At 71.7% G+C, this 25,499-nt stretch carries 17 protein-coding genes and 1 pseudogene; 9 read left to right on the top strand and 9 right to left on the bottom strand.

Annotated elements, in window-relative coordinates; genetic code table 11:
- Positions 1–5: 5 nt before the first annotated feature.
- The 3 genes from KXC43_RS11075 to KXC43_RS11065 all read left to right on the top strand — a co-directional run bounded on the left by KXC43_RS11075 (position 6) and on the right by KXC43_RS11065 (position 1,844).
- On the top strand, positions 6–359 hold the full coding sequence (locus tag KXC43_RS11075; RefSeq protein ID WP_221375893.1) for a DoxX family protein: 354 nt from the start codon (positions 6–8) through the stop codon (positions 357–359).
- Positions 360–420: 61 nt separating this feature from the next.
- Complete coding sequence (locus tag KXC43_RS11070; RefSeq protein WP_221375892.1) at positions 421–957, top strand: PAS domain-containing protein; 537 nt, start codon at positions 421–423, stop codon at positions 955–957.
- Positions 957–1,844 carry a methyl-accepting chemotaxis protein gene (locus KXC43_RS11065; protein ID WP_221375891.1) on the top strand — a complete coding sequence of 296 codons (888 nt, stop codon included), beginning with the start codon at positions 957–959 and terminating at the stop codon, positions 1,842–1,844. The genes KXC43_RS11070 and KXC43_RS11065 overlap by 1 nt, the downstream gene beginning before the upstream one ends.
- Here the strand turns inward: KXC43_RS11065 and KXC43_RS11060 are convergent.
- From KXC43_RS11060 to KXC43_RS11050, 3 genes are read right to left on the bottom strand one after another with little or no spacing between them, the layout of a single operon-like run.
- Entirely contained in the window at positions 1,841–2,734 is an 894-nt protein-coding gene (locus KXC43_RS11060) for a ribokinase (protein WP_221375890.1), read from the bottom strand. The two genes, KXC43_RS11065 and KXC43_RS11060, sit on opposite strands and share 4 nt — an antisense overlap.
- Before the next feature lie 3 nt (positions 2,735–2,737).
- Positions 2,738–3,586: an ABC transporter ATP-binding protein gene (locus tag KXC43_RS11055; protein ID WP_221376027.1), complete on the bottom strand. Its 849-nt coding sequence runs from the start codon at positions 3,584–3,586 to the stop codon at positions 2,738–2,740.
- Complete coding sequence (locus KXC43_RS11050) at positions 3,583–4,773, bottom strand: ROK family transcriptional regulator (RefSeq protein ID WP_221375889.1); 1,191 nt, start codon at positions 4,771–4,773, stop codon at positions 3,583–3,585. Before KXC43_RS11050 ends, KXC43_RS11055 begins: the two co-directional genes overlap by 4 nt.
- Before the next feature lie 132 nt (positions 4,774–4,905).
- Here KXC43_RS11050 and KXC43_RS11045 point away from each other — a divergent pair, with 132 nt between their 5' ends.
- The 4 genes from KXC43_RS11045 (at position 4,906) to KXC43_RS11030 (ending at position 8,042) form a co-directional block, all read left to right on the top strand.
- Positions 4,906–6,342 carry a glycoside hydrolase family 3 protein gene (locus KXC43_RS11045; RefSeq protein ID WP_221375888.1) on the top strand — a complete coding sequence of 479 codons (1,437 nt, stop codon included), beginning with the start codon at positions 4,906–4,908 and terminating at the stop codon, positions 6,340–6,342.
- 113 nt (positions 6,343–6,455) lie between these two features.
- Positions 6,456–6,881, top strand: coding sequence for a hypothetical protein (locus tag KXC43_RS11040; protein WP_221375887.1), 426 nt, complete (start codon positions 6,456–6,458; stop codon positions 6,879–6,881).
- Positions 6,878–7,357: a thiol-disulfide oxidoreductase DCC family protein gene (locus tag KXC43_RS11035; RefSeq protein WP_221375886.1), complete on the top strand. Its 480-nt coding sequence runs from the start codon at positions 6,878–6,880 to the stop codon at positions 7,355–7,357. Before KXC43_RS11040 ends, KXC43_RS11035 begins: the two co-directional genes overlap by 4 nt.
- Positions 7,338–8,042, top strand: coding sequence for a TetR/AcrR family transcriptional regulator (locus KXC43_RS11030; RefSeq protein WP_221375885.1), 705 nt, complete (start codon positions 7,338–7,340; stop codon positions 8,040–8,042). Before KXC43_RS11035 ends, KXC43_RS11030 begins: the two co-directional genes overlap by 20 nt.
- A gap of 409 nt (positions 8,043–8,451) precedes the next feature.
- Here the strand turns inward: KXC43_RS11030 and KXC43_RS11025 are convergent, their stop codons facing one another.
- Both KXC43_RS11025 and KXC43_RS11020 read right to left on the bottom strand, forming a co-directional pair.
- Positions 8,452–10,812: a heavy metal translocating P-type ATPase gene (locus KXC43_RS11025; protein ID WP_221375884.1), complete on the bottom strand. Its 2,361-nt coding sequence runs from the start codon at positions 10,810–10,812 to the stop codon at positions 8,452–8,454.
- 121 nt (positions 10,813–10,933) lie between these two features.
- Positions 10,934–15,865, bottom strand: a complete 4,932-nt coding sequence (locus tag KXC43_RS11020; RefSeq protein ID WP_221375883.1) for an NAD-glutamate dehydrogenase — start codon at positions 15,863–15,865, stop codon at positions 10,934–10,936.
- 272 nt (positions 15,866–16,137) lie between these two features.
- Between KXC43_RS11020 and KXC43_RS11015 the strand changes: the two genes are divergently transcribed.
- Complete coding sequence (locus KXC43_RS11015; protein ID WP_255643826.1) at positions 16,138–17,979, top strand: penicillin-binding transpeptidase domain-containing protein; 1,842 nt, start codon at positions 16,138–16,140, stop codon at positions 17,977–17,979.
- A 1,544-nt stretch (positions 17,980–19,523) separates the two neighbouring features.
- Here KXC43_RS11015 and KXC43_RS11010 read toward each other — a convergent pair.
- The 4 genes and pseudogenes from KXC43_RS11010 to KXC43_RS10995 form a co-directional block, all read right to left on the bottom strand.
- Positions 19,524–20,723 (bottom strand): annotated as a pseudogene (locus KXC43_RS11010) (arginase family protein); the annotation flags it as partial.
- A 15-nt stretch (positions 20,724–20,738) separates the two neighbouring features.
- Entirely contained in the window at positions 20,739–21,671 is a 933-nt protein-coding gene (locus KXC43_RS11005) for a tetratricopeptide repeat protein (RefSeq protein ID WP_221375881.1), read from the bottom strand.
- A 156-nt stretch (positions 21,672–21,827) separates the two neighbouring features.
- On the bottom strand, positions 21,828–23,501 hold the full coding sequence (gene icmA / locus KXC43_RS11000) for a coenzyme B12-dependent isobutyryl-CoA mutase large subunit (RefSeq protein ID WP_221375880.1): 1,674 nt from the start codon (positions 23,499–23,501) through the stop codon (positions 21,828–21,830).
- Between the two features lie 39 nt (positions 23,502–23,540).
- The gene (locus KXC43_RS10995; RefSeq protein ID WP_308129035.1) at positions 23,541–24,143 is read right to left on the bottom strand and encodes a PadR family transcriptional regulator; all 603 of its coding nucleotides are present in this window, start codon (positions 24,141–24,143) and stop codon (positions 23,541–23,543) included.
- A 53-nt stretch (positions 24,144–24,196) separates the two neighbouring features.
- Here KXC43_RS10995 and KXC43_RS10990 point away from each other — a divergent pair, with 53 nt between their 5' ends.
- Positions 24,197–25,381: an FAD-dependent oxidoreductase gene (locus KXC43_RS10990; RefSeq protein WP_221375879.1), complete on the top strand. Its 1,185-nt coding sequence runs from the start codon at positions 24,197–24,199 to the stop codon at positions 25,379–25,381.
- Positions 25,382–25,499: the final 118 nt, after the last annotated feature.

Raw genomic sequence — 25,499 nt, 5'->3', positions numbered from 1 at the left:
TTCCGATGAAGAAGGACGCCGCCGCCCTGGCCGGAATGCTCGCCACCATGGGGGTGCTGCATTTCGCCGTGCCCCGCCCGTTCGACTCGATCGTGCCGCGCTCGCTGCCCGGCCGGCGCCGCACCTGGACCTATCTGAGCGGCGCAGCCGAGCTGGCGTGTGCCGCCGCCATCGCGCACCCCCGCACCCGCCGCGCCGGCGCTCTGGCCGCGGCCGGGCTCTTCGTCGGCGTCTTCCCGGCGAACGTCCAGATGGCAGTGGACTCGCGCGACGCCTCACCGGTGCGGCGCGCGATCGCCTACGGACGGCTGCCGTTCCAGGTGCCGCTCGTGCTCTGGGCCCGTCGCGTGGCCCGCTGACCCGCCGGACTTCCCGGAACCACCGCCGGACCGGTCAAATTTCGGTGAGTATCGAAACATCATGAGAACGACCATCACCCAGGGCCCCACCGGGGTCGAGCGCACCTTCGGCGCCGACGAGATCATCGTCACCAAGACGGACCCGCGCGGCATCCTCACGTACGCGAATGAGGTCTTCCTGCGCACCTCGGCGCTCACCGAACAGGAGGCGATCGGGCAGCCGCACAACATCATCCGGCACCCCGACATGCCCCGCGCCGTCTTCAAGCTGCTCTGGGACACGCTGGGGCGGCGGGAGGAGATCTTCGCCTACGTGGTGAACATGGCTGCCGACGGCGCCCACTACTGGGTGTACGCGCACGTCACGCCGTCGTTCTCGGCCGACGGCAGGCTGGTCGGTTACCACTCCAACCGGCGGTTGCCCGAACCGTCCGTGGTGGCCGAGGTCCGCCGGCTGTACGACCGCATCCGCTCGGCCGAACAGCAGCACACCTCCAAGCCCGCCGCGGTCGAGGCCGGTTGGCAGGCGCTCCAGGCCGAACTCGGGGGCCGCACGTATGACGAGTTCATCTGGGCCCTCACCAGCGGGACGCGCTGATGACCGACGCCGTCCTGGCCACCATCGCCGAGGTCTGCCGCCGGGCCACCGCCGGCGACCTCGAGGCCCGCCTGCCCGCGATCGGCGACACCGACGAGGCGATCGCCGCCCGCACCGCGCTCAACAGCCTGCTCGACATGAGCGACGCCTTCGTGCGCGAGGCCGGCGCCGCCTCGGCCGCTGCCGCCGAGGGACGGTTCCACCGGCGCATCCTGACCCGCGGCCTGTCCGGCGCGTTCCGGTCGGCGGCCGAGCAGATCTCGGCGTCGATCGTGGCCATGAGCCAGACCGCGGCCCGGGTCGCCGAGGCGGCCCAGGCCCGGGTCGCGCTGGCCGACGAGCTGGAGTCGGCCGTGCTGACCGTCTCGGAGCAGGTCGCCACGGCGGCCACCGAGATGGGCGCGTCCACCAACAGCCTGGCCGACTTCGCCCGTGAGGCGGTCACCGAGGCCGAGCGCGGTCTGGCCACGGTGACGTCGCTGCGGACCGCGTCCGACCAGATCCGGACGGCGGTGGACCTGATCAACCAGGTGGCCAAGCAGACCCGGCTGCTCGCGCTGAACGCGACCATCGAGGCGGCCCGGGCGGGCGACGCCGGGCGCGGCTTCAGCGTGGTCGCGGGCGAGGTGAAGACCCTGGCCGCGGAGACCAGCTCGTCCAGCGACGAGATCATGGGGCAGGTCAACACGGTGCAGGAGGTGGCCGCGGACGCGGTGGCCGTGCTCGAGACGGTCACCAACAGCATCCGGGAGATGAGCGGGCTGGTGAACGGCATCGCGGCCGCCGTCGACGGTGGCAGCGCGCACGGCATGACCGGGCTCTCCCAGCTCGCCGAGGTGCTGCGGTCCGAGGTCAACCGGTTCGTCAGCACGGCCCGCCAGAGCTAACCGGTCCGGTAGACCTCGTCGATCTCGTCGCGGGTCGGCAGCGCGTTGGACGCGCCGACCCGGCGTACGCAGGCCGCCCCGGCCGCATTGGCCCAGCGCACCGCCTCGACCAGGTCACGGCCCTCACCCCAGGCCACGGCGAGCGCCCCGGTGAACGCGTCGCCGGCTGCGGTGGTGTCGGTGACTTCGACTCCGAAGGCGGGCACCGTCTCGTCGCGACCCTCGCGATCGGCGTAGCGCGAACCGCTGCCGCCCAGCGTGAGCACGACCCGCGGCACCATCGAGAGCAGCTTGGGCACGTCGATCGAATCACCGCCGGCCACCATGAGCGCCTCGACCTCGTTGACCACCAGCAGGTCGATGTCGGCCAGCAGCTCGTCGGGCAGCTCGCGGGCGGGCGCCGCGTTGAGGATCATGCGGGTGCCGCCGGAGCGGGCCGCGCGGGCCGCCGCCACCACCGTCTCGACCGGGATCTCCTGCTGGCAGAGCAGCACGTCACCGGCGGCGATCGCGGCCTGTTCGGCCTCGGTCAGCCCGACGAACGTGTTGTTGGCGCCCGGCGCGACGAGGATCGAGTTCTCGCCGTCGCGGTCGACCATGATGACCGCCACGCCGGACGGACCGTAGCTGGTGCGGACGTGCTGCATGTCGACGCCGGCCCCGTTGAGCCGGGCGTTCAGGTTGACCCCGAACGCGTCTGAGCCGATCGCCCCCAGGAAGACGGTGTGACCGCCGGCCCGGGCCGCGGCGATCGCCTGGTTGGCGCCCTTGCCGCCGGCCATCATCACGAACTCGTCGCCGAGCACGGTCTCACCCGGACGGGGCAGGCGCGGCGCCAGGCCGACCAGGTCCATGTTGGCGCTGCCGGCGACCACGATGCGCGGCGCCACGGCTCAGGCCGCCCGGGCCGCGTAGCGATCGCCGAATCGGTCGACGACCAGCGGCAGGCCGAACGTCTTACTCAGGTTCTCGGCCGTCATGACCTCACCCAGCAGGCCGGCCGCGACGATCGTGCCCTCGCGCAGCAGCAGGCCGTGGGTGAAGCCGGGCGGGATCTCCTCGACGTGGTGGGTGACCAGCACCATGGCCGGCGAGTCGGGGTCGAGGGCCAGCTCGGTGAGCCGGGCGATCAGATCCTCCCGGCCGCCCAGGTCGAGCCCGGCGCCGGGCTCGTCGAGCAGCATCAGCTCGGGGTCGGTCATCAGCGCCCGGGCGATCAGCGTGCGCTTGCGCTCGCCCTCGCTCAGCGTGGTGAAGTCGCGTTCGGCCAGCGGACCCATGCCGAGCTGGTCGAGCAGCTGCCGCGCGCGGGACTCGTCGAGCGGGTCGTACGACTCGCGCCAGCGGCCCACCACCGACCACGCGGCGGTGACCACGACGTCGAGCACGCGCTCGCCCGCCGGCACCCGCTCGGCGAACTGGCCGGTAGCCAGCCCGATGCGGGTGCGCAGCTCGTTGATGTCGGTGCGGCCGAGGCGCTCGCCGAGCACCCAGGCCGTGCCGCGCGACGGGTGCAGCCGGCCCGCGGCCAGGTTGAGCAGGGTGGTCTTGCCGGCGCCGTTGGGGCCCAGCACCACCCAGCGTTCGTCCAGCTCGACCTGCCAGGACAGGTTGCGGACCAGATGGCTTCCGCTCCGGATCACGCTGACCTTGTCAAAGGCGATCACGGTGTCTTCGTCGGGCTGAGTCACGGCAGGCTGTGGCACGCGTCCATCCAACCACGCAGCCCTGCGTGATCTCAGCCGGTGGTCGACCCGAACACCTCATCGCGTACCGCGTCCAGCGCGGTGTGCAACGCGCCGTGCAGCACCGGCTCGGCCTCGACCCCGGTGATCACCACCTTGGGATTGACCAGCGTGATCGTGGCGACCTCGTTCTCGACCCGGGCCGCCAACGCCGGACCGCCGGCCTGGGACACCTCGCCGGCCAGCACAACGAGCGGCGGGTCGAGCACCACACAGGTGGCGGCCACGCCGAGGGCCAGCCGGGCGGCCAACTCGTCGAGCACCGGCTCGCCGGCCGGGCCCGCAGCGACGGCGTCCCGCACGACATCGGCTCCCTCGATGCCGCGGAAGCCGTACTTCTTGCCGATCGCCTTGACCGCGTCGGCGCCCGCGATGCTCTGGAAGGCGCCCCGCACACCACCCTTGCTCGCCTTGCGCGCCAGGTGCCGCGGCACCTCAGCCCCGGCCACGGGCAGGTAGCCGATCTCGCCGGCCGCGCCGGTGTGGCCCTGGTGCAGGCGGCCGTCGATGACACTGGCCAGACCGACGCCGCGGCCGATCCAGATCAGCGCGAAGTCCTTCACCCCGGCGGCGGCGCCGGTGCTCGACTCGGCCACGGCGGCCAGGTTGACGTCGTTGCCGAAGACCACCGGGGTGTGCAGATCGCGGCGCAGGTCGTCGAGCAGGCCGCGGTGCCAGCGGGGCAGGTCCCAGGCGAACGAGATCTCGCCGCTCTCGGGGTCGACCAGGCCGGGGGTGCCGAGCACGACCCGGCGGACCGAGCTCATGTCCGTGCCGGCGTCGGTGGCCGCCTGGACCACGGCGTTGTGCACCACGCCGACCGGGTCGTCGGTGTCTTTCGTGGACTGCTCGACGCGACCGATGATGGAACCGGTGATGTCGGCACAGGCCGCGACCACCCGATCGGGGCCGACGTCGACGCCGATCACGTGAGCGCTGCCCGGCGTCACCGCGTACAACTGGGCATTGGGACCGCGACCGCCCGCCTGCTCGCCCACCCGGCGCACCAGACCCCGCTGCTCCAGCCGCTCCACCAGCTGGGACGCGGTGACCTTGCTCAGCCCGGTCATCTCGCCGAGCTGGGCCCGGGTCAGCGGACCGCGGTTGAGCAGCAGTTCCAGCGCCGCGCGGTCGTTGAGCGCGCGCAGCAGCCGGGGTGTGCCCGGAAGGCGGGTGGAGGCCATGGCAGGATCCCCTAGGATAAATTTAGGATTGTTTCCTATTAGTTTGGCGGCGCCCGTCACGGCGACCGGCACCGAGCGATCATGGCAGCTCGCAGGGTGTGCAGACCAGACTTACGTCATCGGAAGGACACCATGGCGATCGACCCCGGACTCCGCCGGCTCGCGCTCGGCACCCTGCTGGCCGCGTTCCCCGGCGACACCGCCCCCGAGTGGGCGGTGACCCTGCTGGCCGAAGGCCTGGCCGGTCACACGCTGTTCGGCACCAACGTGACCGACCCGGCGCAGGTGGCCCGCCTCACCGCCCGGCTGCGCGAGGGGCGCGACGACGCCCTGATCGCCATCGACGAGGAGGGCGGGGACGTCACCCGGCTCGCCCATCGCACGGGCAGCCCGTACCCGGGGAACGCCGCCCTCGGCGCGGTGGACGACGAGAACCTCACCCGCGCGGTGTACGCGGCGATCGGCGCCGACCTCGTCGCGGCCGGGATCAACCTCGACCTCGCCCCGACGGTCGACGTCAACACGGCCGACGACAACCCGATCATCGGCACACGGTCGTTCGGCGCCGACCCCCTGCTGGTGGCCCGGCACGCCCGCGCCGCCGTCGAGGGCCTGCAGTCGACCGGCGTGGCCGCGTGCGCCAAGCACTTCCCCGGGCACGGCGCGACCGTCTCCGACTCCCACCTCTCGCTGCCCACGGTGGACGTGCCGCTCGAGGTGCTGCGCGAACGCGACCTGCCGCCGTTCGCCGCGGTGACCGCCTCGGCCCGGGCCGTCATGTCGGCCCACATCCGCGTGCCTGCCCTGACCGGCGACGACCCGGCGGCCTTCAGCCGCGCCGCGCTCCAGGGCCTGCTGCGCGACGAGCTGGGCTTCCGCGGCGCGATCATCACCGACGCGCTGGAGATGGCCGGCGCCGCAGCCTCGGCCGGCGGGATTCCGCAGGCTGCCGTCCGGGCCCTGACGGCCGGGGCCGACCTGCTCTGCATCGGCGCGAAGGTCGACGCCGCGCTGGTCGAGGCGGTTGCGGGCGCCATCGTCACCGGCGTCCCCGCCGCCCGGCTGGAGGAGGCGGTCTCCCGTACGGCCGAACTGGCCTCGTGGACGGCGAAGCACCGCACACTGCTGAGCTACGACGACGACCTGGGATTGGCCGCCGCCCGCCGGGCCGTCCGGATCGAGGGCTCATTGGACGAGCTGGCGTCACCGCTGGTGGTGCAACTCGTCTCGGGCTACTCGATCGCCGAGGGCCGCGTGCCGTGGGGCCTGGCGCCGCACCTGAACGGAACCGAGCAGGTCGAGATCGTCGCCGCCGACGCTTCGGCTTCAGATCTGACCGCCCGCGCGGGGACCCGGCCCATCGTCATCGTCGGCCGGCACACGCACCGCAAGCCGGAGACGCGGGCGCTGGTCGAGCAGCTGGCCGCGGCGCACGCGGTCGGAGTGGTCGAGATGGGATGGCCGTCTTCGTGGCGGCCGGCGCGGGTACGGGCGTTCGTGACCACACACGGCGCCAGCCGGGCCAACGGTCGCGCCGCCGCCGAAGCCCTCGGCCTCGCCCACGCGTAGAGGAAGCCACCGCGTTGTCGCGGTGGCTTCCTCGTCACATCACTTGAACATGTTCAAGTACCGGGCTTACGCTGAGCCAGCAATAGTTGAACGTGTTCGAGAAGGGCGGTCCGATGGACCCGAAGGTGTGGATGTACCTGGTGTACCTGGTCGTCAGCGTCGGGCTCACCGTCTGGGTGGCGACGACGCTCTCGCGCAACGGGCTGGTCTTCCTGACCGAGGTCTTCGCCGACGACAAGCTGGCCCGCGCGATCAACCAGCTGCTGGTGATGGGCTTCTACCTGCTGAACCTCGGCTACGTGACGGTCACCATGCGGTCGAGCCAGTCGATCACGGACACCAGCCAGGCGCTGGAGACCCTGTCCAGCAAGGTCGGGCTGGTGCTGCTCGTCCTGGGCGTTCTGCACTTCCTGAACGTCTTCTTCCTCGGCCGCTACCGGCGGGGACGCCTGCGCCAGCAGCAGCCTGTGCCGCCGCTGCCACCGGCCGGTCGTCTGCCGTTCCACCCGCAGAACCCGCCGCCCCCGGCACGGGCATGACCGAGAACCAGGGCCCGGCCGTACGAGGGGGCGGCCGGGCCCTCCCCGCCAGTGTCACGCCGATCCTGCGCTTCACGGTGCTCTACGACGCGGGCTGCCCGATCTGCCGGGCGGCTCGCCGGTGGTTGTCGGGGCGGGCTCAACTCGTACCGCTGGAGTTCGTGCCCGCGGGATCGCCGGAGGCCCGGCAGCGGTTTCCCGGGCTCGACCACGAGGCGACGCTGCGGGACGTGACCGTGATCGGGGACGACGGATCGGTCTACGTGGGCGACGGGGCGTGGGTGGCCTGCCTGTGGGCGCTCGCCGATTACCGCGGGACGGCGGAGCGGATGAGTTCGCCGGCGCTGCTGCCGACGGCCAGGCGGTTCGTCGCGGCGGCGTCGGCGGTCCGGGAGCGTACGCGGTCGGGTGGGTTTGGCGACGGCGCGACCGGGGCGGAGTACTACGGTGACGGGTGTGACGACCGCTGCCGCTGATCCCGTCGAGCCGGAGAAACCCCGTCGGGCTCGCGGCGAGCAGACGCGGCAGCTGATTCTGGAGACGGCCCTCCGCCTGTTCCGGGAGCGGGGATACACCGAGACGACCATGCGGGCCATCGCGAAGGAGGCGGGGGTCGCGGTCGGGAACGCGTACTACTACTTCGACTCGAAGGAACACCTGATCCAGGGGTTCTACGACCGCAACCAGGCGGCCCACCGGGTGGCCGCCGAGCAGGTGCTGGCCGACGAGAAGGAGCTCGCGCCCCGGCTACGCGGAGTGCTGCATGCCGGAATCGACGTCAACGCGCCCTACCACTCGTTCGCGGCCACGTTCTTCAAGTCGGCCGCCGAGCCGTCGTCGCCGCTCAGCCCGTTCTCGCGCGAGTCGTCGCCGGCCCGCGAGGCCGCCATCGCGATCTTCCGCGAGGTGGTGGACGGGTCGACGGCCAAGCTCGACCCCGAGCTGCGCAAGGAACTGCCCGAGCTGCTGTGGCTCGGGTGGATGGGGGTCATTCTCTTCTGGGTGTACGACAAGTCGCCCGGCCAGCGGCGCACGAGGCGCCTGATCGACGGGGCCGTGCCGCTGATCGACCGGCTGGTGTCACTGTCGAGGCTGCGGGTGCTGCGACCGGCGCTACGCCAGGTGCTTGCGCTGATCGAGTCGGTCCGCCGCGACGATTGATCACCGTCGGTAGCGCTTGGTCAACTTCACGGTGAGTAATCGGGCACCATGTTTTATGCCTCGGTGTCCAGAAAAAGCCGGATCTGTCGCCCATATTGGGCTGTCCGAACGGCCATTTCGTTCACCGGAATCTTCCCGGGCCCACCCGCCGGCACGTAGCGTCATGTTCGCAGGTGGGTCTGGGGACGTCGCGAATCGACTCGGCCTTCGGGACCAGTTCGAGTCCTCGCGACGCAGACAGTGAGCCGGGCGCGGCACTGGGATTTCGGGAGCAATCCGCCGCGACCGGCTCACGCTGCGTTCCTGCCCCCTTGAGCCGCCCACCCCGTCGGCTCAGCGCGGAACGCCGCCCGCATTGCCCGCGCCCCGCGCATGCGCCCACCTTGTCCGCGCCGCCGCGCCCCGGCGATCAGGCCGGGCGGAAGCCTCGGAGGCGCAGGCTGTTAAGCACGACGAACACCGAGCTGAAGGCCATGGCTCCGCCGGCGATCATGGGATTGAGCAGGCCCGCGGCGGCCAACGGAAGACCCGCGACGTTGTACGCGAAGGCCCAGAACAGGTTCCCCCGGATGATTCCGAGGGTTCGCCGGGACAGCCGGACCGCGTCCACCGCGGCCGTCAGATCCCCCCGCACGAGCGTGAGGTCCGAGGCCTGGATGGCCACGTCGGAGCCCGCGCCCATGGCCAGCCCGAGGTCGGCCTGAGCCAGCGCTGCCGCGTCGTTCACGCCGTCGCCAACCATCGCCACCGACCGCCCCCGCGCCTGCAACTGCTTGACCACGTCGACCTTGCCCGCCGGCAGCACTCCCGCCTCGACCTCGGTGATCCCGACCTCGGCCGCCACCCGCGCCGCCACCGCCGCCGAATCACCCGTGACCAGCATCGGCGTGAGCCCCAGCCGGCGCAGCCCGGCTACGGCGGCCGCGCTGGTCGGGCGCACGGTGTCGGCCAGCGCGATCCACCCCAGCGGCTTTCCGTCGGCGCTCACCGCGACCCACGTGGCCGCGTCGTCCGCACCCTCCGGCACACCCGCGGCCACGGCGATCCGCCGCCCCTCGACAGTTCCGTGCACCCCGACACCGGCCGTGGCCTGAAAATCGGAGACAGCCGGCAGCACCCGCCGCCCATCGCCCGAAGCCTCCGGAGCCGCGACCACGGTCCGGCCAACTCCCGCCTCCGGCGCCGCGAGGGCGGCCGGGCCGGCTTCGGCTACCGGCGCCGCCAGCACGGCCCGAGCGGCATCGGCTTCCGGCGCCGCCAGCGCGGCCCGAGCGGCATCGGCTTCCGGCGCCGCCAGCGCGGCCCGAGCGGCTTTGGCTTCCGGCGCCGCCAGCGCGGCCCGAGCGGCTTCGGTGATGGCCCGGCCGATCGGGTGTTCCGAGGCGGCCTCGACGGCTCCGGCCAGGCGCAGCAGGTCGGCTCCCGAGGTGTCCGCATCGGCGGGCACGAGCGACGACACGGACATCCGGCCGGTGGTGACCGTGCCGGTCTTGTCGAGCACGACCGTGTCGACCTTGCGCGTGGACTCCAGCGCCTGGACGCCCCGGATCAGGATTCCCATCTGGGCGCCCCGGCCGGTGCCGGCCAGCAGGGCGGTCGGGGTGGCCAGGCCCAGGGCGCAGGGGCAGGCGATGATCAACACGGCGACCGCGGCCGTGAAGGCGGTCGTCGCCCCCTGGCCGGCGCCGAGCCAGAAGCCGAGCGTCCCGATCGCCAGCCCGATGACCACCGGCACGAAGACGCCGGAGATGCGGTCGGCCAGGCGCTGCACGACGGCCTTGCCGTTCTGCGCCTCCTCGACCAGCCGGGCCATCTGCGCCAGCTGCGTGTCGGCGCCGACGCGCGTGGCCCGCACGACCAGCCGTCCGCCGGCGTTCATCGTGGCGCCGGTGACGGGATCGCCCGGCCGCACCTCGACCGGCGCCGACTCGCCGGTCAGCAGGCTGACGTCCAGGGCCGACGCCCCTTCCACGACCACACCGTCGGTGGCGACCTTCTCCCCCGGCCGTACGAGAAAAAGCGCACCCGGCGCGAGCTCGGCGGCCGGGACGACCCGCTCGGAGCCGTTCTCGACCACCGTGACGTGCTTGGCCCCCAGGTCGAGGAGCGCGCGCAGGGCGTCCCCGGCGTGCCGCTTGGCGCTTGCCTCCAGATAGCGCCCGGCCAGCAGGAACGTCGTCACGCCGGCGGCCGCCTCGAGATAGATGGCGTCGCCCTCGCGGGCGGTCAGCGAGAACGGGTGCGACATGCCCGGCATGCCCGCGTCGCCGAGGAACAGCGCCCACAACGACCAGCCGAACGCGGCCAGCGTGCCCATCGAGACGAGCGTGTCCATGGTGGCCGCGCCGTGCCGCAGATTGACGAACGCCGACCGGTGGAAGGTCCACCCGCCGTAGACGACAACCGGCGCCGCCAGCGTCAGCGACAACCACTGCCAGTAGTCGAACTGCCAGGCCGGGACCATCGCCAGCACGATGACCGGCACGCTGAGGACCGCCGAGATCAGCAGCCGATCACGAAGCGCGTCCCTCTTGTCGGCGGAGGCCGGCTCGGGTGACGGGGCGGGCTCGGCCGCGGTGTACCCGGTCTTCTCCACGACGGCGATGAGGTCGGCGGCGCTGAGCACGGCCGGCACGGTGGCGCGGGCTTTCTCGGTGGCGTAGTTCACCGTCGCGGTGACGCCGTCCATCCGGTTCAGCTTCTTCTCGATGCGATTGGCGCACGCGGCGCACGTCATCCCACCGATCTCGAGCTCGATCACCCGCTCCATGCCACTACCCTATACCCCTTGGGGGTACCACCCGCGGCAACGGGCGCGGCAACCGGGTGCTGATCGCCGCACCGAGTCGGTGCTCGGGGTGGAGCCGCCCGCGGACGGCCCCACCCTCTCGTCAGGCCGCTGAGGTTTTCACCAGCGTGCGGATCTGGCGGAGCAGGACCGACAGGGCGGCCAGCTCGGCCGGGGTGTCGGCCACGCTGCCCATCGCGTTGGCGGCACGAGCGATCGATGCCGCGTTGACGCGTTCCCATTCGGAGACGCGCTCGTCGGCCGAGGCGTCGGACGGGGTCGATTGGAGCACCTCGGCCGTCAGGGCGGCCAAAGCCGCGTACAGGTCGTAACGCAACGCCATGCGGGCCAGGGTCTGCCAGCGGTCGCCGCGCGGCAGGCGGGAGATGTGCGACAGCAGCTGGTCGATGTGGAAGCGCTCGGACAGGCTGAAGTAGACGTTCGCCACCTCGAGCGGCGCCTTGCCGGTCAGCGCGCCCGTCTCCAGGATGTCGAGCAGGCCGAAGCCGTAGTTGCACCACGTCACCCGCTCGGCCAGCTCCATCGGCACACCCCGGTCGACCATGGTGGCGATGTGCTCGTCCATCGACCGGCGCTCGGTGCCGAGCAGCACCGACGGCAGCTGCGGCAGCAGGGACTGCACGCCCTCGCGCAGCTTGCCGACCTCGGCGGCCACGTCGATCGGTGAGCGCCGGGTGCTCACCAGCCAGCGCACCGCCCGGTCGAGCAGCCGGCGCGATTCGAGGAAGACCAGGGTCTGGGCCTCGGTCGGCACGCGGTTGTCGAGGCCCTCGGCCGCGGCCCAGATGTCGGCCAGCCCGTACGCCTCGCGGATCACCGTGAAGGCCCGGATCACGTCGGCCGCCGACGCGCCGCTCTCTTCCATCGCGCGGAAGACGAACGACGTGCCACCCCGGTTGACCACCTCGTTGACCAGTGCCGTCGTGATGATCTCGCGGCGCAGCCGGTGGCCGGTCATGCGGCCCGCACACCGCTCGCGCAGCGGCGTCGGGAAGTAGCGGGACAACACGTCGTTGGTCCACGCCTCGTCCACGATCTCGTCGGCCAGCACCTCGCGTTCGAGACTGATCTTGACGTACGCCAGCAGGACCGCGAACTCCGGTGCGGTGAGCCCGTCGCCCGTCTCGTGGCGGGCGGCCAGTTCCGCGTCGGTCGGCAGCGCCTCCAGCTCGCGGTTGAGCCGGCCGCTCGCCTCCAGCTCGTTGAGCATCCGCCGGTGCACCGGCAGCAGCGAGTGGGCCTGGGCCCGGGCGTTGCCCAGCGCCGTGGCCTGCTCGTAGTTGTCGCGCAGGACGAGCGTGGCCACCTCGTCGGTCATCGCGGCCAGCAGCTGGTCGCGTTCCGGCCGGGTCATCTCGCCGTCGGCGACCGCGCCGCCGAGCAGGATCTTGATGTTGACCTCGTGGTCGGAGCAGTCCACACCGGCCGAGTTGTCGATGAAGTCGGTGAACACCCGCCCACCGGCCCGCGCGAACTCGATGCGCCCGCGCTGGGTGAGCCCGAGGTTGCCGCCCTCGCCCACCACCCGTACGCGCAGATCACGGCCGTTGATCCGGATCGTGTCGTTCGTCTTGTCGCCGACCTCGGCGTGGGTCTCGGTCGCGGCCTTGACGTAGGTGCCGATGCCGCCGTTGAACAGCAGGTCGACCGGCGCCCGCAGGATCGCCCGCATCAGCTCGGCCGGGCTGATCGTGGTGGCCTCGCCCAGGTCGAGCGCCGCGCGCACCTCGGGCGAGACCGGGATCGACTTCGCCGTACGCGGGTAGATGCCCCCGCCCGGGCTGATCAGCGACCGGTCGTAGTCGTCCCACGACGAGCGCGGCAGGTCGAACAGACGCTTCCGCTCGGCGAACGACTCGGCCGCCGACGGGTTGGGATCGAGGAAGATGTGCCGGTGGTCGAACGCGCCGACCAGGCGGATGTGTGACGAGAGCAGCATCCCGTTGCCGAACACGTCGCCCGACATGTCACCCACACCGACCACAGTGAACTCTTCGGTCTGGGTGTCCAGGCCCAGGTCGCGGAAGTGCTTCTTGACCGATTCCCACGCGCCGCGGGCGGTGATGCCCATTTTCTTGTGGTCGTAGCCGGCCGAGCCGCCGCTGGCGAACGCGTCACCGAGCCAGAAGTCCTTCGCCACCGAGATCTCGTTGGCGATGTCGCTGAACGTCGCCGTGCCCTTGTCGGCCGCGACTACCAGATAGGGGTCGTCGCCGTCGTGGCGCACCACGTCGCGCGGCGGCACGATCTTGCCGCTGAGGATGTTGTCGGTGACGTCGAGCAGGGCCGTGATGAAGCGCTTGTAGCACTCCACGGCCTCGTCGCGGTCGCCCGGCTTCTGCTTCAGCACGAAGCCGCCCTTGGCGCCGACCGGCACGATCACCGCGTTCTTGACCTCCTGCGCCTTGACCAGGCCGAGCACCTCGGTGCGGAAATCCTCGCGCCGGTCGGACCAGCGCAGACCGCCCCGGGCGACCGCGCCGAAGCGCAGGTGCACGCCCTCGAACCGGGGCGAGTAGACGAAGATCTCGTACTTCGGCCGCGGCTGCGGCAGGTCGGGGATCGCCTGCGGGTCGAGCTTGAAGGCCACGTACGACTTGGGCCGCCCGTCGGCCCCGCGCTGGAAGAAGCTGGTGCGCAGGGTCGCCTGGATCAGGGTCAGGTACGAGCGCAGGATCCTGTCCTGGTCGAGGCTCTCGACGTCGTCGAGCAGCCGGGTGACGCGCTCGACCAGTTCCTCGGCGAGCCGCCCGCGTTCCGCCTCGCCGGCCTCGAGCCGCGGCGAGAACCGCGTCTCGAACAGGGTCACCAGGAGCCGCGCGATCTCGGGGTAGGCGATGAACGTCGATTCGAGATACCGCTGCGAGAACACCGACCCGGCCTGGCGCTGATATTTCGCGTACGCCCGCAGCACCACGACCTGACGCCAGGTGAGCCCGGCCCGCAGCACGAGCTCGTTGAAACCGTCGACCTCGGCCTCGCCCCGCCAGGCGGCCGCGAACGCGTTCTCGACCTGCGGACGCACCTCGGCCAGCTCGCGGTGTGATTCCGGCGGCTGCAAACCGAAGTCGTAGAGGTAGATCTGGCCGTCGCTGCGGCGGATCTCGTACGGCCGCTCGTCGACCACCTGGACACCCAGCGAGTGCAGCACGGGCAGTACCGCCGACAGCAGCATCGGCTCGCCGTAGCGGTAGACCTTGAACCGGACGTCGTGGTCGTCGGGCTCGGGCGCGCCGTCATGGCCGAGCCGGCGCTTGCGGTAGAGGTGCATCTCGAGCTGCCCCTCCTCCTCGAGGAGCTCGAGCTTGGCCAGGTCCTGCATCCCCTCGTACGGGGTGTGGCCGTCCTTGTAGCTCTCGGGGTACGCCGCCGAGTAGCGGGCGAACAGGTCACGCGCCGACTCCTCGCCCAGCTTGCGCTCGAGCACCAGCTGGAAGTCGTCGTCCCACATGCGGGTGGCGTCGGCCAGCATCTCGGCCAGCGCGTTCGGGTCGACCTGGCCGGGCGGGTCGGCCGGATCCGTACGCACGATGAAGTGCACCCGCGCCAGCATCCGCTCGGTGACCCGGGTCGTGTAGTCGACGCCGACGCCGTTCAGCTCGCGCAGCAGGATCTCTTGCATGCGCAGCCGGTTGCCGGTGGTGAAGCGGTCGCGCGGCAGGTAGATCAGGCACGAGATGAACCGGCCGTAGCCGTCGCGGCGCAGGAACAGGCGCAGCTGACGGCGCCCGGCCATCCGCAGGACGCCGATCACCGCCTCGTACAGGTCATCGGTCTTGATCTGGAACAGCTCGTCACGCGGATAGGTCTCGAGGATCTGCAGTAGATCCTTGCCGGAGTGGCCGCGGGGCGACAGACCGGACCGGTCGAGCACCTCGCGCACCTTGCGCCGGACCACCGGCAGCTCGCGCACGCTGGTGCGGTAGGCCGACGAGCTGAACAGGCCCAGGAACCGGCGCTCGCCGATCACCTCGCCGGCGTCGTCGAACACCTTGACGCCGATGTAGTCCAGATAGGCCGACCGGTGCACGGTGGCCCGCGAGTTGGCCTTCGTGATGACCAGCAGCCGCTTCTCGAGTGCGCGCTGGAAGGCCTCGTCGGTCATCGTGGCCAGCTTGCGGGGCTTGCTGTCGCCCCGCAGAATTCCCAGACCGGTTCCGGGTACGCCGGTGAGCACGTCCCCCTCGAGGCGGTACTCCCGATAGCCCAGGAACGTGAAGTGGTCGTGCGCGAGCCACTTGAGCAGCTCGATCGAGTCCGTCACGTCCTTGTCGGGCACCGGCAGCCCGCGCTCGGATCCACGGTGGGCGGCCAGCTCGTCGGCGATCACCAGCGCCCGCTGGCGCATGCGCGGCCAGTCCTCGACCGCGTCACGCACGTCGGTCAGCACCCGGCGCACCTCGTTGAGCAGCTGCTCCCGCGCCTCGGCGTTGCGGATCGGGTCGATCTCGATCCGGATCCAGCTCTCGACCAGATCGCCGTCGATCGCGTCGTCGGGCTCGACGTCGGCGGCGAGCTCGGCCAGCGCGCCCAGCGGTTCCCGGCGCACCACGATCAACGGGTGTACCAGCAGGTGGACCTGCTGCTGGTGGGCGGAGAGCAGGGAGATCACCGAGTCGACCAGGAACGGCATGTCGTCGGTGACGATCTGCAGGATGCTGTGGCACTGCGACCCGGTCGGCGCCGTGATCGCGAGCTTCAGCTCCCCCGGCAGACGGGTCGCGGCCAGTTCACGGTGGCTGATCGCGGCGTCGTGCATCTCCTGCGGGGTCAGGCCCACGAGTTCCTCGTCGGGCGCGAACCGCCAGAAACGCCCGACCAGCTGGGCGGTGCCGTGGTCGTCGCCGGCCACCTCGACGGCCTGGGAGATCAGCCGTTCCCCGTTGGGGAGCGTCTCGTCGAGCTCACCCTCCTCGGCGCTGGCGCCGAGACGGCCGGTCAGGGCCAGGCCGGGCCCGGCGATGAGATCCTGGTCAGCATCGGATTCGGATGCTGCCTCGTCGGCGACAGCCATGGCTCTGGTGCTCCCCTCACCCACGACACTGTGGGTTCGAACGTGTCGAGGACAGCCTAGAACGCCGCATGACGCACTAGGACAGGCGCGGTCCGAACGATCCGTTGGGCGGCAGATCCGACCTGACCCGGCGGGTTCGGGTCAGCGGAACGTGCATTCGTTCACTACCGTCACCTACGATCCGCCCGTACCCGGCGAAAGGGGTTCCCATGCACCGCGGTCCGTACCGGTCCGTGCTCCGCGCAACCGCGGCAGCCGCCACATTGGCGCTGATGACCGGCGTTCTCGCGGCGTGTTCGGGCGACGGCCCCGACGGCACGCTCGACGACTTCCTGGCCGGCTGGCGCGGCGGCGACCTGAGCAAGGTCGGCTTCGTCGGCGCCGACGGTGGCAAGATCGCCGCCCCCGAGGTGCTCGAACAGATCAGGACCGTCTCGGGCGACCTCGCCAAGCAGCCGCTCACCGTCACCGCCGAGGGCGAGCCCAAGACCACCGGCGACGACGCGACCAGCGCCGTCAAGGTCGACTGGACGCTGCCGGGCGACGTGAAGTGGTCGTACTCGAGCACCGTCCGGCTGACCAAGCGCAACACCGACGGGTGGCGGGTCGTCTGGGAGCCGGCGATCCTGCACAGCGAGCTCGACAGCGGCGACAAGCTGGGCCTGAAGCGGTTGTCGGCGCCCCGGGCCAGCATCCTCGACGCCGCCGGAAAACCCATCGTCACCCCGCGCACGGTCATCACCGTCGGCGTCGAGCCGCAGAAGGTCACCGACCTGGCCAAGCTGCGCGCCGGCCTGGCCGCCCAGTTCAAGAAGATCGGCGTCACGGTCGACACCGCCAATCTTGCCGACCGCATCAAGAACGCCCAGCCGACCTCCTTCCTCGAGCTGATCACGCTGCGCGAACCCGACTACAACAAGATCCGCCCCGGGTTGCAGGCGCTCGACGGCACGGTCTTCAACAAGCAGCAGCGCCCGCTCGCGCCGTCCCGCTCGTTCGCCCGGGCACTGCTCGGCACCGTCGACGAGGCGACCGCCGAAGACCTCGAGAAGAACCCGCAGACACTCGTCCAGGGCGACACCGTCGGGCACGGCGGCCTCCAGCAGAAGTACGACGCCGCGCTGCGCGGCACGGCCGGGGTCTCGGTCGTCAACGGGGAGGCCGAGCTGTTCAGCGCCAAGCCGGTGCCCGGGAAGGCGGTCAAGACCACCCTGGACGTCAAGACGCAGCTCGCCGCCGACCAGGCGCTCACGATCCAGAAGCAGGCCAGCTCGCTGGTGGCCGTCAAGGTCAGCGACGGCTCGGTGCTCGCGGTGGCCAACGGCCCCGACGGCGGCACGGTCAACACCGCCCTCACCGGCCAGGTGGCGCCCGGCTCGACCTGGAAGGCGGTCTCGGCGTACGGCATCCTGCAGAAGAAGGTGGCAACGGCCGACACCACGGTCGCCTGCCCCAAGACAGCCGCGGTGGCCGGCCGCCAGTTCAAGAACTCGCACGACGAGGCGCTCGGCTCGGTCCCCTTCCACGTCGACTTCGCCCAGTCGTGCAACACCGCGTTCGTCGGCCTGGCCCCCAAGCTGGGCGCCGACGGCCTGCGCGCCGCCTCCGAGGCGCTGGGCATCGGCGGCAAGTGGGACCTGGGCGTCGAGGCGTTCAGCGGCAAGCTCTCCCCCGCCGACACCCCCACCGAACTGGCCGCGGCCACCTTCGGCCAGGGCGCGACGGCGGTCAGCCCGCTGGCCATGGCCGGCGCGACCGCAGCGATCGCCCGGGGCCAGTTCAAGCAGCCCCGCCTGGTGCTCGACCCGGCCCCCGCCGCCCCCGCCGCTGACGGCCAGAAGCTCGACGCGGCTGCGGTGACCGCCCTCCGCAAAATGATGCGCGAGGTGGTCACAGCCGGCACCGGCACCGCCCTGCGCGACGCCCCCGGCGGCGCGGTACACGGCAAGACCGGCACCGCCGAGTTCAGCGAGGGCACCGAGGAGACGCACTCGTGGTTCATCGGCTACCAGGGCGACGTCGCCTTCGCCGTCATGATCCAGAAGGGTGGCGCAGGCTCCGAGGCGGCGGTGCCCGTGGTTGAACGCTTCCTGCAGAACCTGGCCAAGAACTGACCGACCCCGGCTGAGCGCGCACCGCAGACCGACCGACGTCCGCCTGGCCGGCCGGCCGGCCAGGCGATGTCGGTAGGCGGAACGCTCCCTGCACGAACCGACCGACGTCCGCCCGGTCCGGCGAAGTCGGTAGTGGAACGCTTTGGGCACGAGCCGACCGTCCGCCTGATCCGGCGAAATCCGCCTGGTCAGACGATGTCGGCCGGTTCGTCGGAGCCGAGCTCGAAAGCGGGCCGCTGGACCGGGAGCGAGAAGCTGTCGCGCTCTTCCGGGGCTCGGGGCCGCAGCATGCCGGGCCGGGTCGCGGGCAGCGGCTCGGAGTCGAGCAGCGGGGCCTGACCGAGCGGGCGCGCCACCCGACGGTTGACGTCGGCGCCGGATGGCTCTTCGTCGGAACTCGCGGTGGTCTCGTCCGCCTCTACCGGCGAATCCGGAGCTTCGAGGTCGGCTTCGTCGCTTGGCGTGGCATTCGGGATTTCGTCGCCGACCGGCGCGAGCTGCTCGTCCTCGGCATGGTCTTGCGCGAGGTCCGCGTCACTCCGCCGGAACTGCTCGCCCTCGGCGTCAAGCTGCGCGGGTTCCGGATCGTCGGGGTCAGCGTGGGCGGACTCCACGCCGTCGAAGTCGGCCCGCCCGGTCTCCTCGTAGTCACCGCTGGTCCGGGAATGGTCTTCGTCTCCGTCGCGGGCCTGCGCGAACTTGTCGTCCTCGTCGTCGGCCTCCCAGCGCGCGTCCGTTCCTCCAGCCTGCTCGGCGAGGAGGTCTCCGCCAGGCTGCTCGGCAGAGAGGTCTCCGCCAGGCTGCTCGGCGGGGAGGTCGTCCCCCTCCTGGACGCCTAGGAGCGTGGTGGCGGGGATGGCGACCTCTTCGGGGGCCTCGGGAAGGCCGTCCGACATGCCGGCTGCGGCGAGGGACACGCTTCCGGCCGTCCCGGCGGCACGTCGGCGCTCCCATTCGCGTTCGTGGGCTTCGCGGCCGGTGGCGTCCTCGTCGTCGGCTACGACGGAGAGCGGGCGGGCTTTCGGCTCCGGGCGGTTGAGACCGGTCGGAGGGCCGGAACGCCTCAAGCCCGCGGCAAGCCCGGCACGATCGAGCCCCGGAGTCAGCCCGGCCCGGTCCAAGCCACCCAGCCCGAAGTGACCGGAACCAGCCGACTCGGTGTGGTCCGACTCACCCGGCCCAGCGTCTTCCAGCTCAGCGGACTCAGAGCGCTCCACCCCACCGGAGCGATCCGGACCGTCCGATGTCGAGGTGTCCGGCCCATCAGGTTCGGAACGGTCCATCCCGCCGGGCGCGGAGCGATCCAGACCGCCCAGCTCAGAACGGTTCAGGTCAGCCGGTTCGGCGTCCCCGGGCTCGTCCAGGGCCGAGCGATTGAAGCCCTCGGTCGCAGATCCACTCCGACCACTCGACTCAGCACCTCGCAAGCCACCCGGCTCAGCACCGCGCAAACCGCCCGGCTCGGGACGGTTCAAGCCGGCCGCCCGCTCCGGTCGCTTGAAGCCGGCCGTCAGGTCCAGGCTGTTCAGGCGATCCGCCAGCCGCGGCCGGTTGAGGCCGCCGACAGACTCCCGCCGGGAATCCTCGGCGGGCTCCCGCTCGTCTTCGGGCACAGTCCGATCGTCGGCGGTGTCCTCCGGACGCTCTTCGACCCCGCTGGAGGCGAGATCGGAAGCGAAATCGGAGCCGGGGCCGGAAGCCGGATCCGGGCCCTCTTCGGCCGGAGCGGCGGCGGCGAAGCGGGCCGGGAAGCCCAGCACCGCGGCCGGAGCCGATGCTCCCTCGGGGCGGTTGAGGTCGGCCCGGGCGGCGATCAGGTCGGGGCGCGGGGTCACCGTGTGGGCGGCGGCCAGGCCGGCCGTCACAGCGGTGACGATCTCTTCCGCGTAGGCGCCGTCGGGGTCGTAGTCGGGGTCGAAGACGGTGATCTCGACGCCGAGGCAGTGCGGGCTCTCGACCAGGCCGGCCAGCAGGATCTCGAGCTCGGGGAAGGCGATGCCGCCCGGGGACGGGGCGTCGACGGCCGGCATCACGGCGGGGTCGAGCACGTCCACGTCGACGTGCACCCAGTAGCCCGCGCAGTCGACCAGCTGGTCGCGGGCCCACTGGGCGCTGCGCGCGGCGCCCTCGGCCCTCAGGGCCGGCACCGGGCGGGTGACGATGCCCGCGGCCTGCAGGTCAAGGCGGTATTCGTCCTGGGCCCGGATGCCCATGACCACGACGTCGATGTCCCGGAAGTAGGGCCGGCGACCCTCGATGGCGGCGAGGTCGGCCTGGCCCCGGCCGGTCACCAATGCCAGATCCTCACCGGCGGCCGCGCCCACATAGGAGGCGTTGCCGGGGTGGCGGAAGTCGGAGTGGCCGTCGACGAAGACCAGGCCGATGCGGCCGCCCACCGCCTCGCCCAGGCGGTGCATGGCCAGGCCGGAGCCGAGCACGATCGAGCAGTCGCCGCCGAGCACGACCGGGAACTCGCCCGCGTCGAGGATGGCGCCGATGCGGTCGGCCAGCGCCCGCGAGTAGGCCGCGATCTGCGAAGCCATGGCCACGCCGTCGCCCGGCCGCCAGTCCCCGGCGTCGTAGCGGGGCGGGGTCAGGCAGCCGGCGTCGCGGGCGTTGAGCTTGGTCAGCAGCCCGTGGTCGCGCAGGGCCCCGGGCGCCTTGGCGCACCCCGGCACCGACGTCACGGTCGGCGGGCGCAGACCGAGATTGGACGGTGCGTCGAGGACGGCTATGCGGCGCACGGGGCGGCTCCCTGGCTAGAAGAGGGCGCTGGCCAGGGCGCGTCGGGCTCCGGCCACCGCGGGATCGTCGGGGCCGGCCACGCTGAACAGCGAGAGCAGGTGCTTGCGGACAGCCTCACGGTCGTCGCCCGAGGTGCGCTTGACCAGGGCCACGAGCCGGGCGTACGCCTTCTCGGCCTCGCCGCTGAGCACCTCGATGTCGGCGGCGAGCCGCTGGGCGTCGAGGTCGTCGGGCGCGGCGTCGGCCTTGGCCACCGCGGTGGCCGGGTCGGCGCCGGTGATGCGACGGTAGAGCTCGACCTGGGCCAGGCCGGACTCGGCGGCGGCGTCGGTCGGGTGCTCGGCCAGGATCTTGCGGTAGGCCGCCTCGGCCTCGTCGAGGTCGCCGACCATCAGCGCGTCGTCGGCCGCGTCGAGGCGGGGGTCGGCCGGTTCCTCGACCGAGACGCCGCCGGCCTTGAGCACCGCGTCGATGTACTGCTTGACCTGATTCTCGGGCAGCACGCCGCTGAAGCCCTGCACCGGACGGCCGCCGACCAGCGCGGCCACCATCGGGATGCCCTGCACCTGGAACACCTGCGCCAGGCCCGGGTTCTGGTCCACGTCGATCTTGCCGAGGACCCAGGAGCCGCCACCGGCCTGCGCGAGCCGTTCCAGGATGGGCGACAGCTGCTTGCACGGCTCGCACCAGTCGGCCCAGAAGTCCAGGACGATCGGAGTGCTCAGCGAGCGCTCGAGCACGGTCTGGAAGTTGGCCTCGGTGACGTCGATGATCGTCTCGGGGGCGATGCCGCCGGGCAGACCGCCGGGGATGGGGCCGGACGGGCCGTCGTCGGCCCTGCTGGGGACGTCGGCCGCCGGGGACTGAGCCGGGGCCGGGGCACGCAGCGCGCTGAGATCGACCGCGCCGCGGGTGAAGATCGACGGAGTGGTCCGTGGGTCGCTCATGGTTACCTAGTCTCGCACGCTGACGAGGCGCTCCGCCGCGCCGCGGTGCAGCTGATATCGGACGTCACAGGAGCATGTTCCGATGATCCTCGACGGCGGCCCGCGGATAAGCAAGACCCGGCCGCCGACCTGCGGGAAACGGGCCCATTCATCCCATTAGAACCGGGCGGGCTCGCGATAGATCCCCCACTCGTCCTTGAGCGCGTCGCAGATCTCGCCCAGCGTCGCCTCGGCGCGGGCGGCGTCGAGCATGGCGGGAATCATGTTGTCGCCGGAGCGGGCGGCCTCGATCATGCGGTCGAGAGCGGCCTTCACGCGTACGGGATCCCGCCCGCTCCGCCGCGTGCCGAGCGCCCGGTTCTGTTCGATCTCGACCTCGTGCGACACCCGCATGATCTCGAGCTCCTTGGCCACCGTGCCGGTGTGGGCGTTGACGCCGACGGTGCGCTTCTCGCCCTTCTCGACAGCCTGCTGGTAGACGAACGCCGCCTCGGCGATGTGGGCGGTGAACCACCCGTCCTCGATGCCGCGCAGGATGCCCGCGGTAATGGTGCCGTCCTCGCCCAGCTCCCGGATGCGGGCGAAGATCTCCTCCGCCTCGGCCTCGATGCGGTCGGTCAGCTCCTCCAGGTACCACGACCCGCCGAGCGGGTCGGCCACATTGATCACGCCGGTCTCCTCCATCAGCACCTGCTGCGTGCGCAGGGCGATCTCCGCCGACTCGTCGGTGGGCAGGGCCAGTGTCTCGTCGAGCGCGTTGGTGTGCAGCGAGTTGGTGCCGCCCAGCACGGCGGCGAGCGCCTCCACCGCCGTACGCACCACGTTGTTGACCGGCTGCTGCGCGGTCAGCGAGACCCCGGCCGTCTGCGTGTGGAACTTCAGCCACAGCGCCTTCTCACTGGTCGCGCCGTAGTCGTCGCGCAGGTGGCGGGCCCAGATGCGGCGGGCCGCCCGGAACTTGGCGATCTCTTCGAAGAAGTCGATGTGGGCGTCGAAGAAGAAGCTGAGCCCGGGCGCGAACTGGTTGACGTCGAGCCCCCGGGACAGGCCCAGCTCGACGTAGCCGAACCCGTCGGCCAGCGTGTACGCCAGCTCCTGAGCGGCAGTCGAGCCGGCCTCCCGGATGTGATAGCCGCTGACCGACAATGGCTTGTAGCGCGGGATCTCGCGGGCGCAATATTCCATCAGGTCGCCGATCAGGCGCAGGTGCGGCTCGGGCTGGAAGAGCCATTCCTTCTGCGCGATGTATTCCTTGAAGATGTCGGTCTGCAGCGTGCCGTCGAGCTTGTGCAGGTCGGCCCCCTGCCGCTCGGCCGCCACCAGGTACATGCAGAAGATCGGCACGGCCGGCCCCGAGATGGTCATGCTGGTGGTGGTCCGCTCGAGGTCGATGCCGTCGAAGAGCACGTCCATGTCGGCCGCCGAGTCGATCGCGACGCCGCAGTGCCCGACCTCGCCGGCCGACTGCGGGTCGTCGGAGTCGCGCCCCATCAGGGTCGGCATGTCGAACGCGACGCTCAGCCCGCCCCCGCCCGCGGCCAGGATCATCTTGTAACGCTCGTTGGTCTGCCGCGCGTTGCCGAAGCCGGCGAACTGCCGGATCGTCCACGTGCGCCCCCGATAGCCGGTCGGGTAGAGGCCCCGGGTGTACGGGAACTCGCCCGGCCAGCCGATGCGGTCGAACCCCGGATAGCCGGCCCCGGCGGGTGGGCCGTAGACCGGCTCGACCGTCGCGCCGGAGAGGGTCGTGAAGTCGGCGTCCCGCTTGCGCGCGGCGTCGTAGCGCCGCTGCCAGCGCTCCCGTCCGGCGGCGATGTCGGCTGCGTCCATGCCCGACATCCTATGGGCATTCCTGAACGATCGCTAAGGTCAAAGTTCGCCGAACCGCTGCAGCGTCTCCTGGATCATCCGGAGGTCCCAGGTCAGCGCGCCGGAGTCGAGGTCGGCCGTCACCGAGCGCAGCCACGAGATCTCCGCCGTCAGCATGGCCACGCGGTATTCGTCCTCGATCAGGAACAGCCGCGGCATACCCGGCGGGGCCTGGTCGCGGATGGCCGCGACCTTGGCCGTCAGCACCTCGGCGCGGCGGCCGAGCAGCTCGCGCACCTCGCCCGGCGGCATCACGGCCAGGAAGGCCAGCGCGGCCGGGAACTCGGGGAACTCGCGGGCCGGCGTCGGCAGCGCGCTCGCGAGCCAGCGCTTCATGGTCGCCGCGCCCTCGTCGGTGATCTCGTACACCGTGCGCTCGGGCCGGCCGGCCTCGCGGGCAGTGCTCGCCCGGCGGGCCAAGCCGTCGCGCTCCAGGCGGTCGAGCGCCTGGTAGACGCTGTTGCGCTGGGCCACGTTGACCAGCTGGTCCTGGCCTCTCTCCTTGATCATCTGCTGCATCCGGTACGGGTGCATGGGCGCCTCCATGAGCAGCGCCAGCAGCAGCATGCCCAGCGTCGAGCGCCGCGGTTCGGAGGTTGCCACCGAGCAAGCCTAAGGGGTTGACCCATCATAGTCATGAGATGGATAGTCATTGCATGACTAAGCCCATCGCTCTGATCGCCGGCGGCGGCATCGCCGGCGCCGTCGCCGCCTTGGCCCTGCACAAAGCCGGCTGGGCGCCCCGCATCTTCGAGGCGCGCTCTCCCGGCGCCGATGAGCAGGGCGCCTGGCTCACCGTGGCCGTCAACGGCCTGTCCGCCCTGCGCGCCCTCGACCTCGACCCGGCCGTCGTCACCGCGACCGGCTTCCCGACCCCGGCGTTGACCATGCTCAACGGCGCCGGCCGCCGGCTGGCCGTGCTGCCCCTGGGCGGCCCGGCTGCGGACGGCACGACGACCACCACGATCAAGCGGGCCGACCTCTATGCGGCACTGCGCTCGGCGGCCACCGAGCGGGGCATCCCGATCGAGTACGGCAGGGGCCTGCGCGACTTCACCGAGGGGCCGGGCGGGGTGACGGTCACGTTCGCCGACGGGTCGGGCGCCGAGGGTGAGCTGCTGGTCGGGGCGGACGGGATCCGATCGCGTACGCGGGAACTGCTCGACCCCAGCGGGCCGGCCCCGCAATACCTGGGCCTGCTGAACGCGGGCGGCTTCACCGACGGGCCGGTCGCGGCGGCCGCCGGGCAGGAGCCGGGCATGGTTCACATGGCGTTCGGCAGGCGGGCGTTCTTCGGCTGGGCCACGGCGCCCGACGGCTCGGTGTGGTGGTTCGCCAACCCGCCGCGCAAGCAGCCGGTGCGGCCGGGCGAGTTCACCCCGGAGTCGTGGCGCGCCTTCCTGATCGGCCTGTTCGCCGACGACGCCACCCCGGCCGCTGCCATCATCCGGGCCACCCCCGACGTGCTAGGCCCGTGGAACACCGACGACCTGCGGCGCGTACCGGTCTGGCGCACCCGGCGGGCGGTGCTGATCGGCGACGCTGCCCACGCGGTCGCCCCCTCGGCCGGCCAGGGCGCCTCCATGGCCTTCGAGGACGCCGTCACGCTCGGGCTCTGCCTGGACGGCCGCACCGACCCGGCCGACGGGCTGGCCGCCTACGAGCAGCGCCGGCGCCGCCGGGTCGAGCGGATCGTCGCGGTCGGCCGGCGCAACGGCAGCGGCAAGACGGCCGGACCGGTCGGGGCCGCGATCCGCGATGCCGTGTTCCCGCTGTTCATGAAGTTGGCTTATCGCAAGGGCGACCCCCAGGCCTGGATCCTCGACCACCGCGTGGCTTGAGAGTTTTTCGGTCACTTTCCGTAGCAATCGGCGGACGGCCGATACCGCCGTTCACCCGGTCGGCAACCGCTCAGCAACGCCCTAAGCTGGGAACACGTCATCGTCACGAAGGGAGGGG

It is taken from the genome of Paractinoplanes polyasparticus, from assembly GCF_019710575.1.
Taxonomy (GTDB): Bacteria; Actinomycetota; Actinomycetes; order Mycobacteriales; family Micromonosporaceae; genus Actinoplanes; species Actinoplanes polyasparticus.
This window is presented reverse-complemented; position numbering and strand designations above follow the sequence as displayed.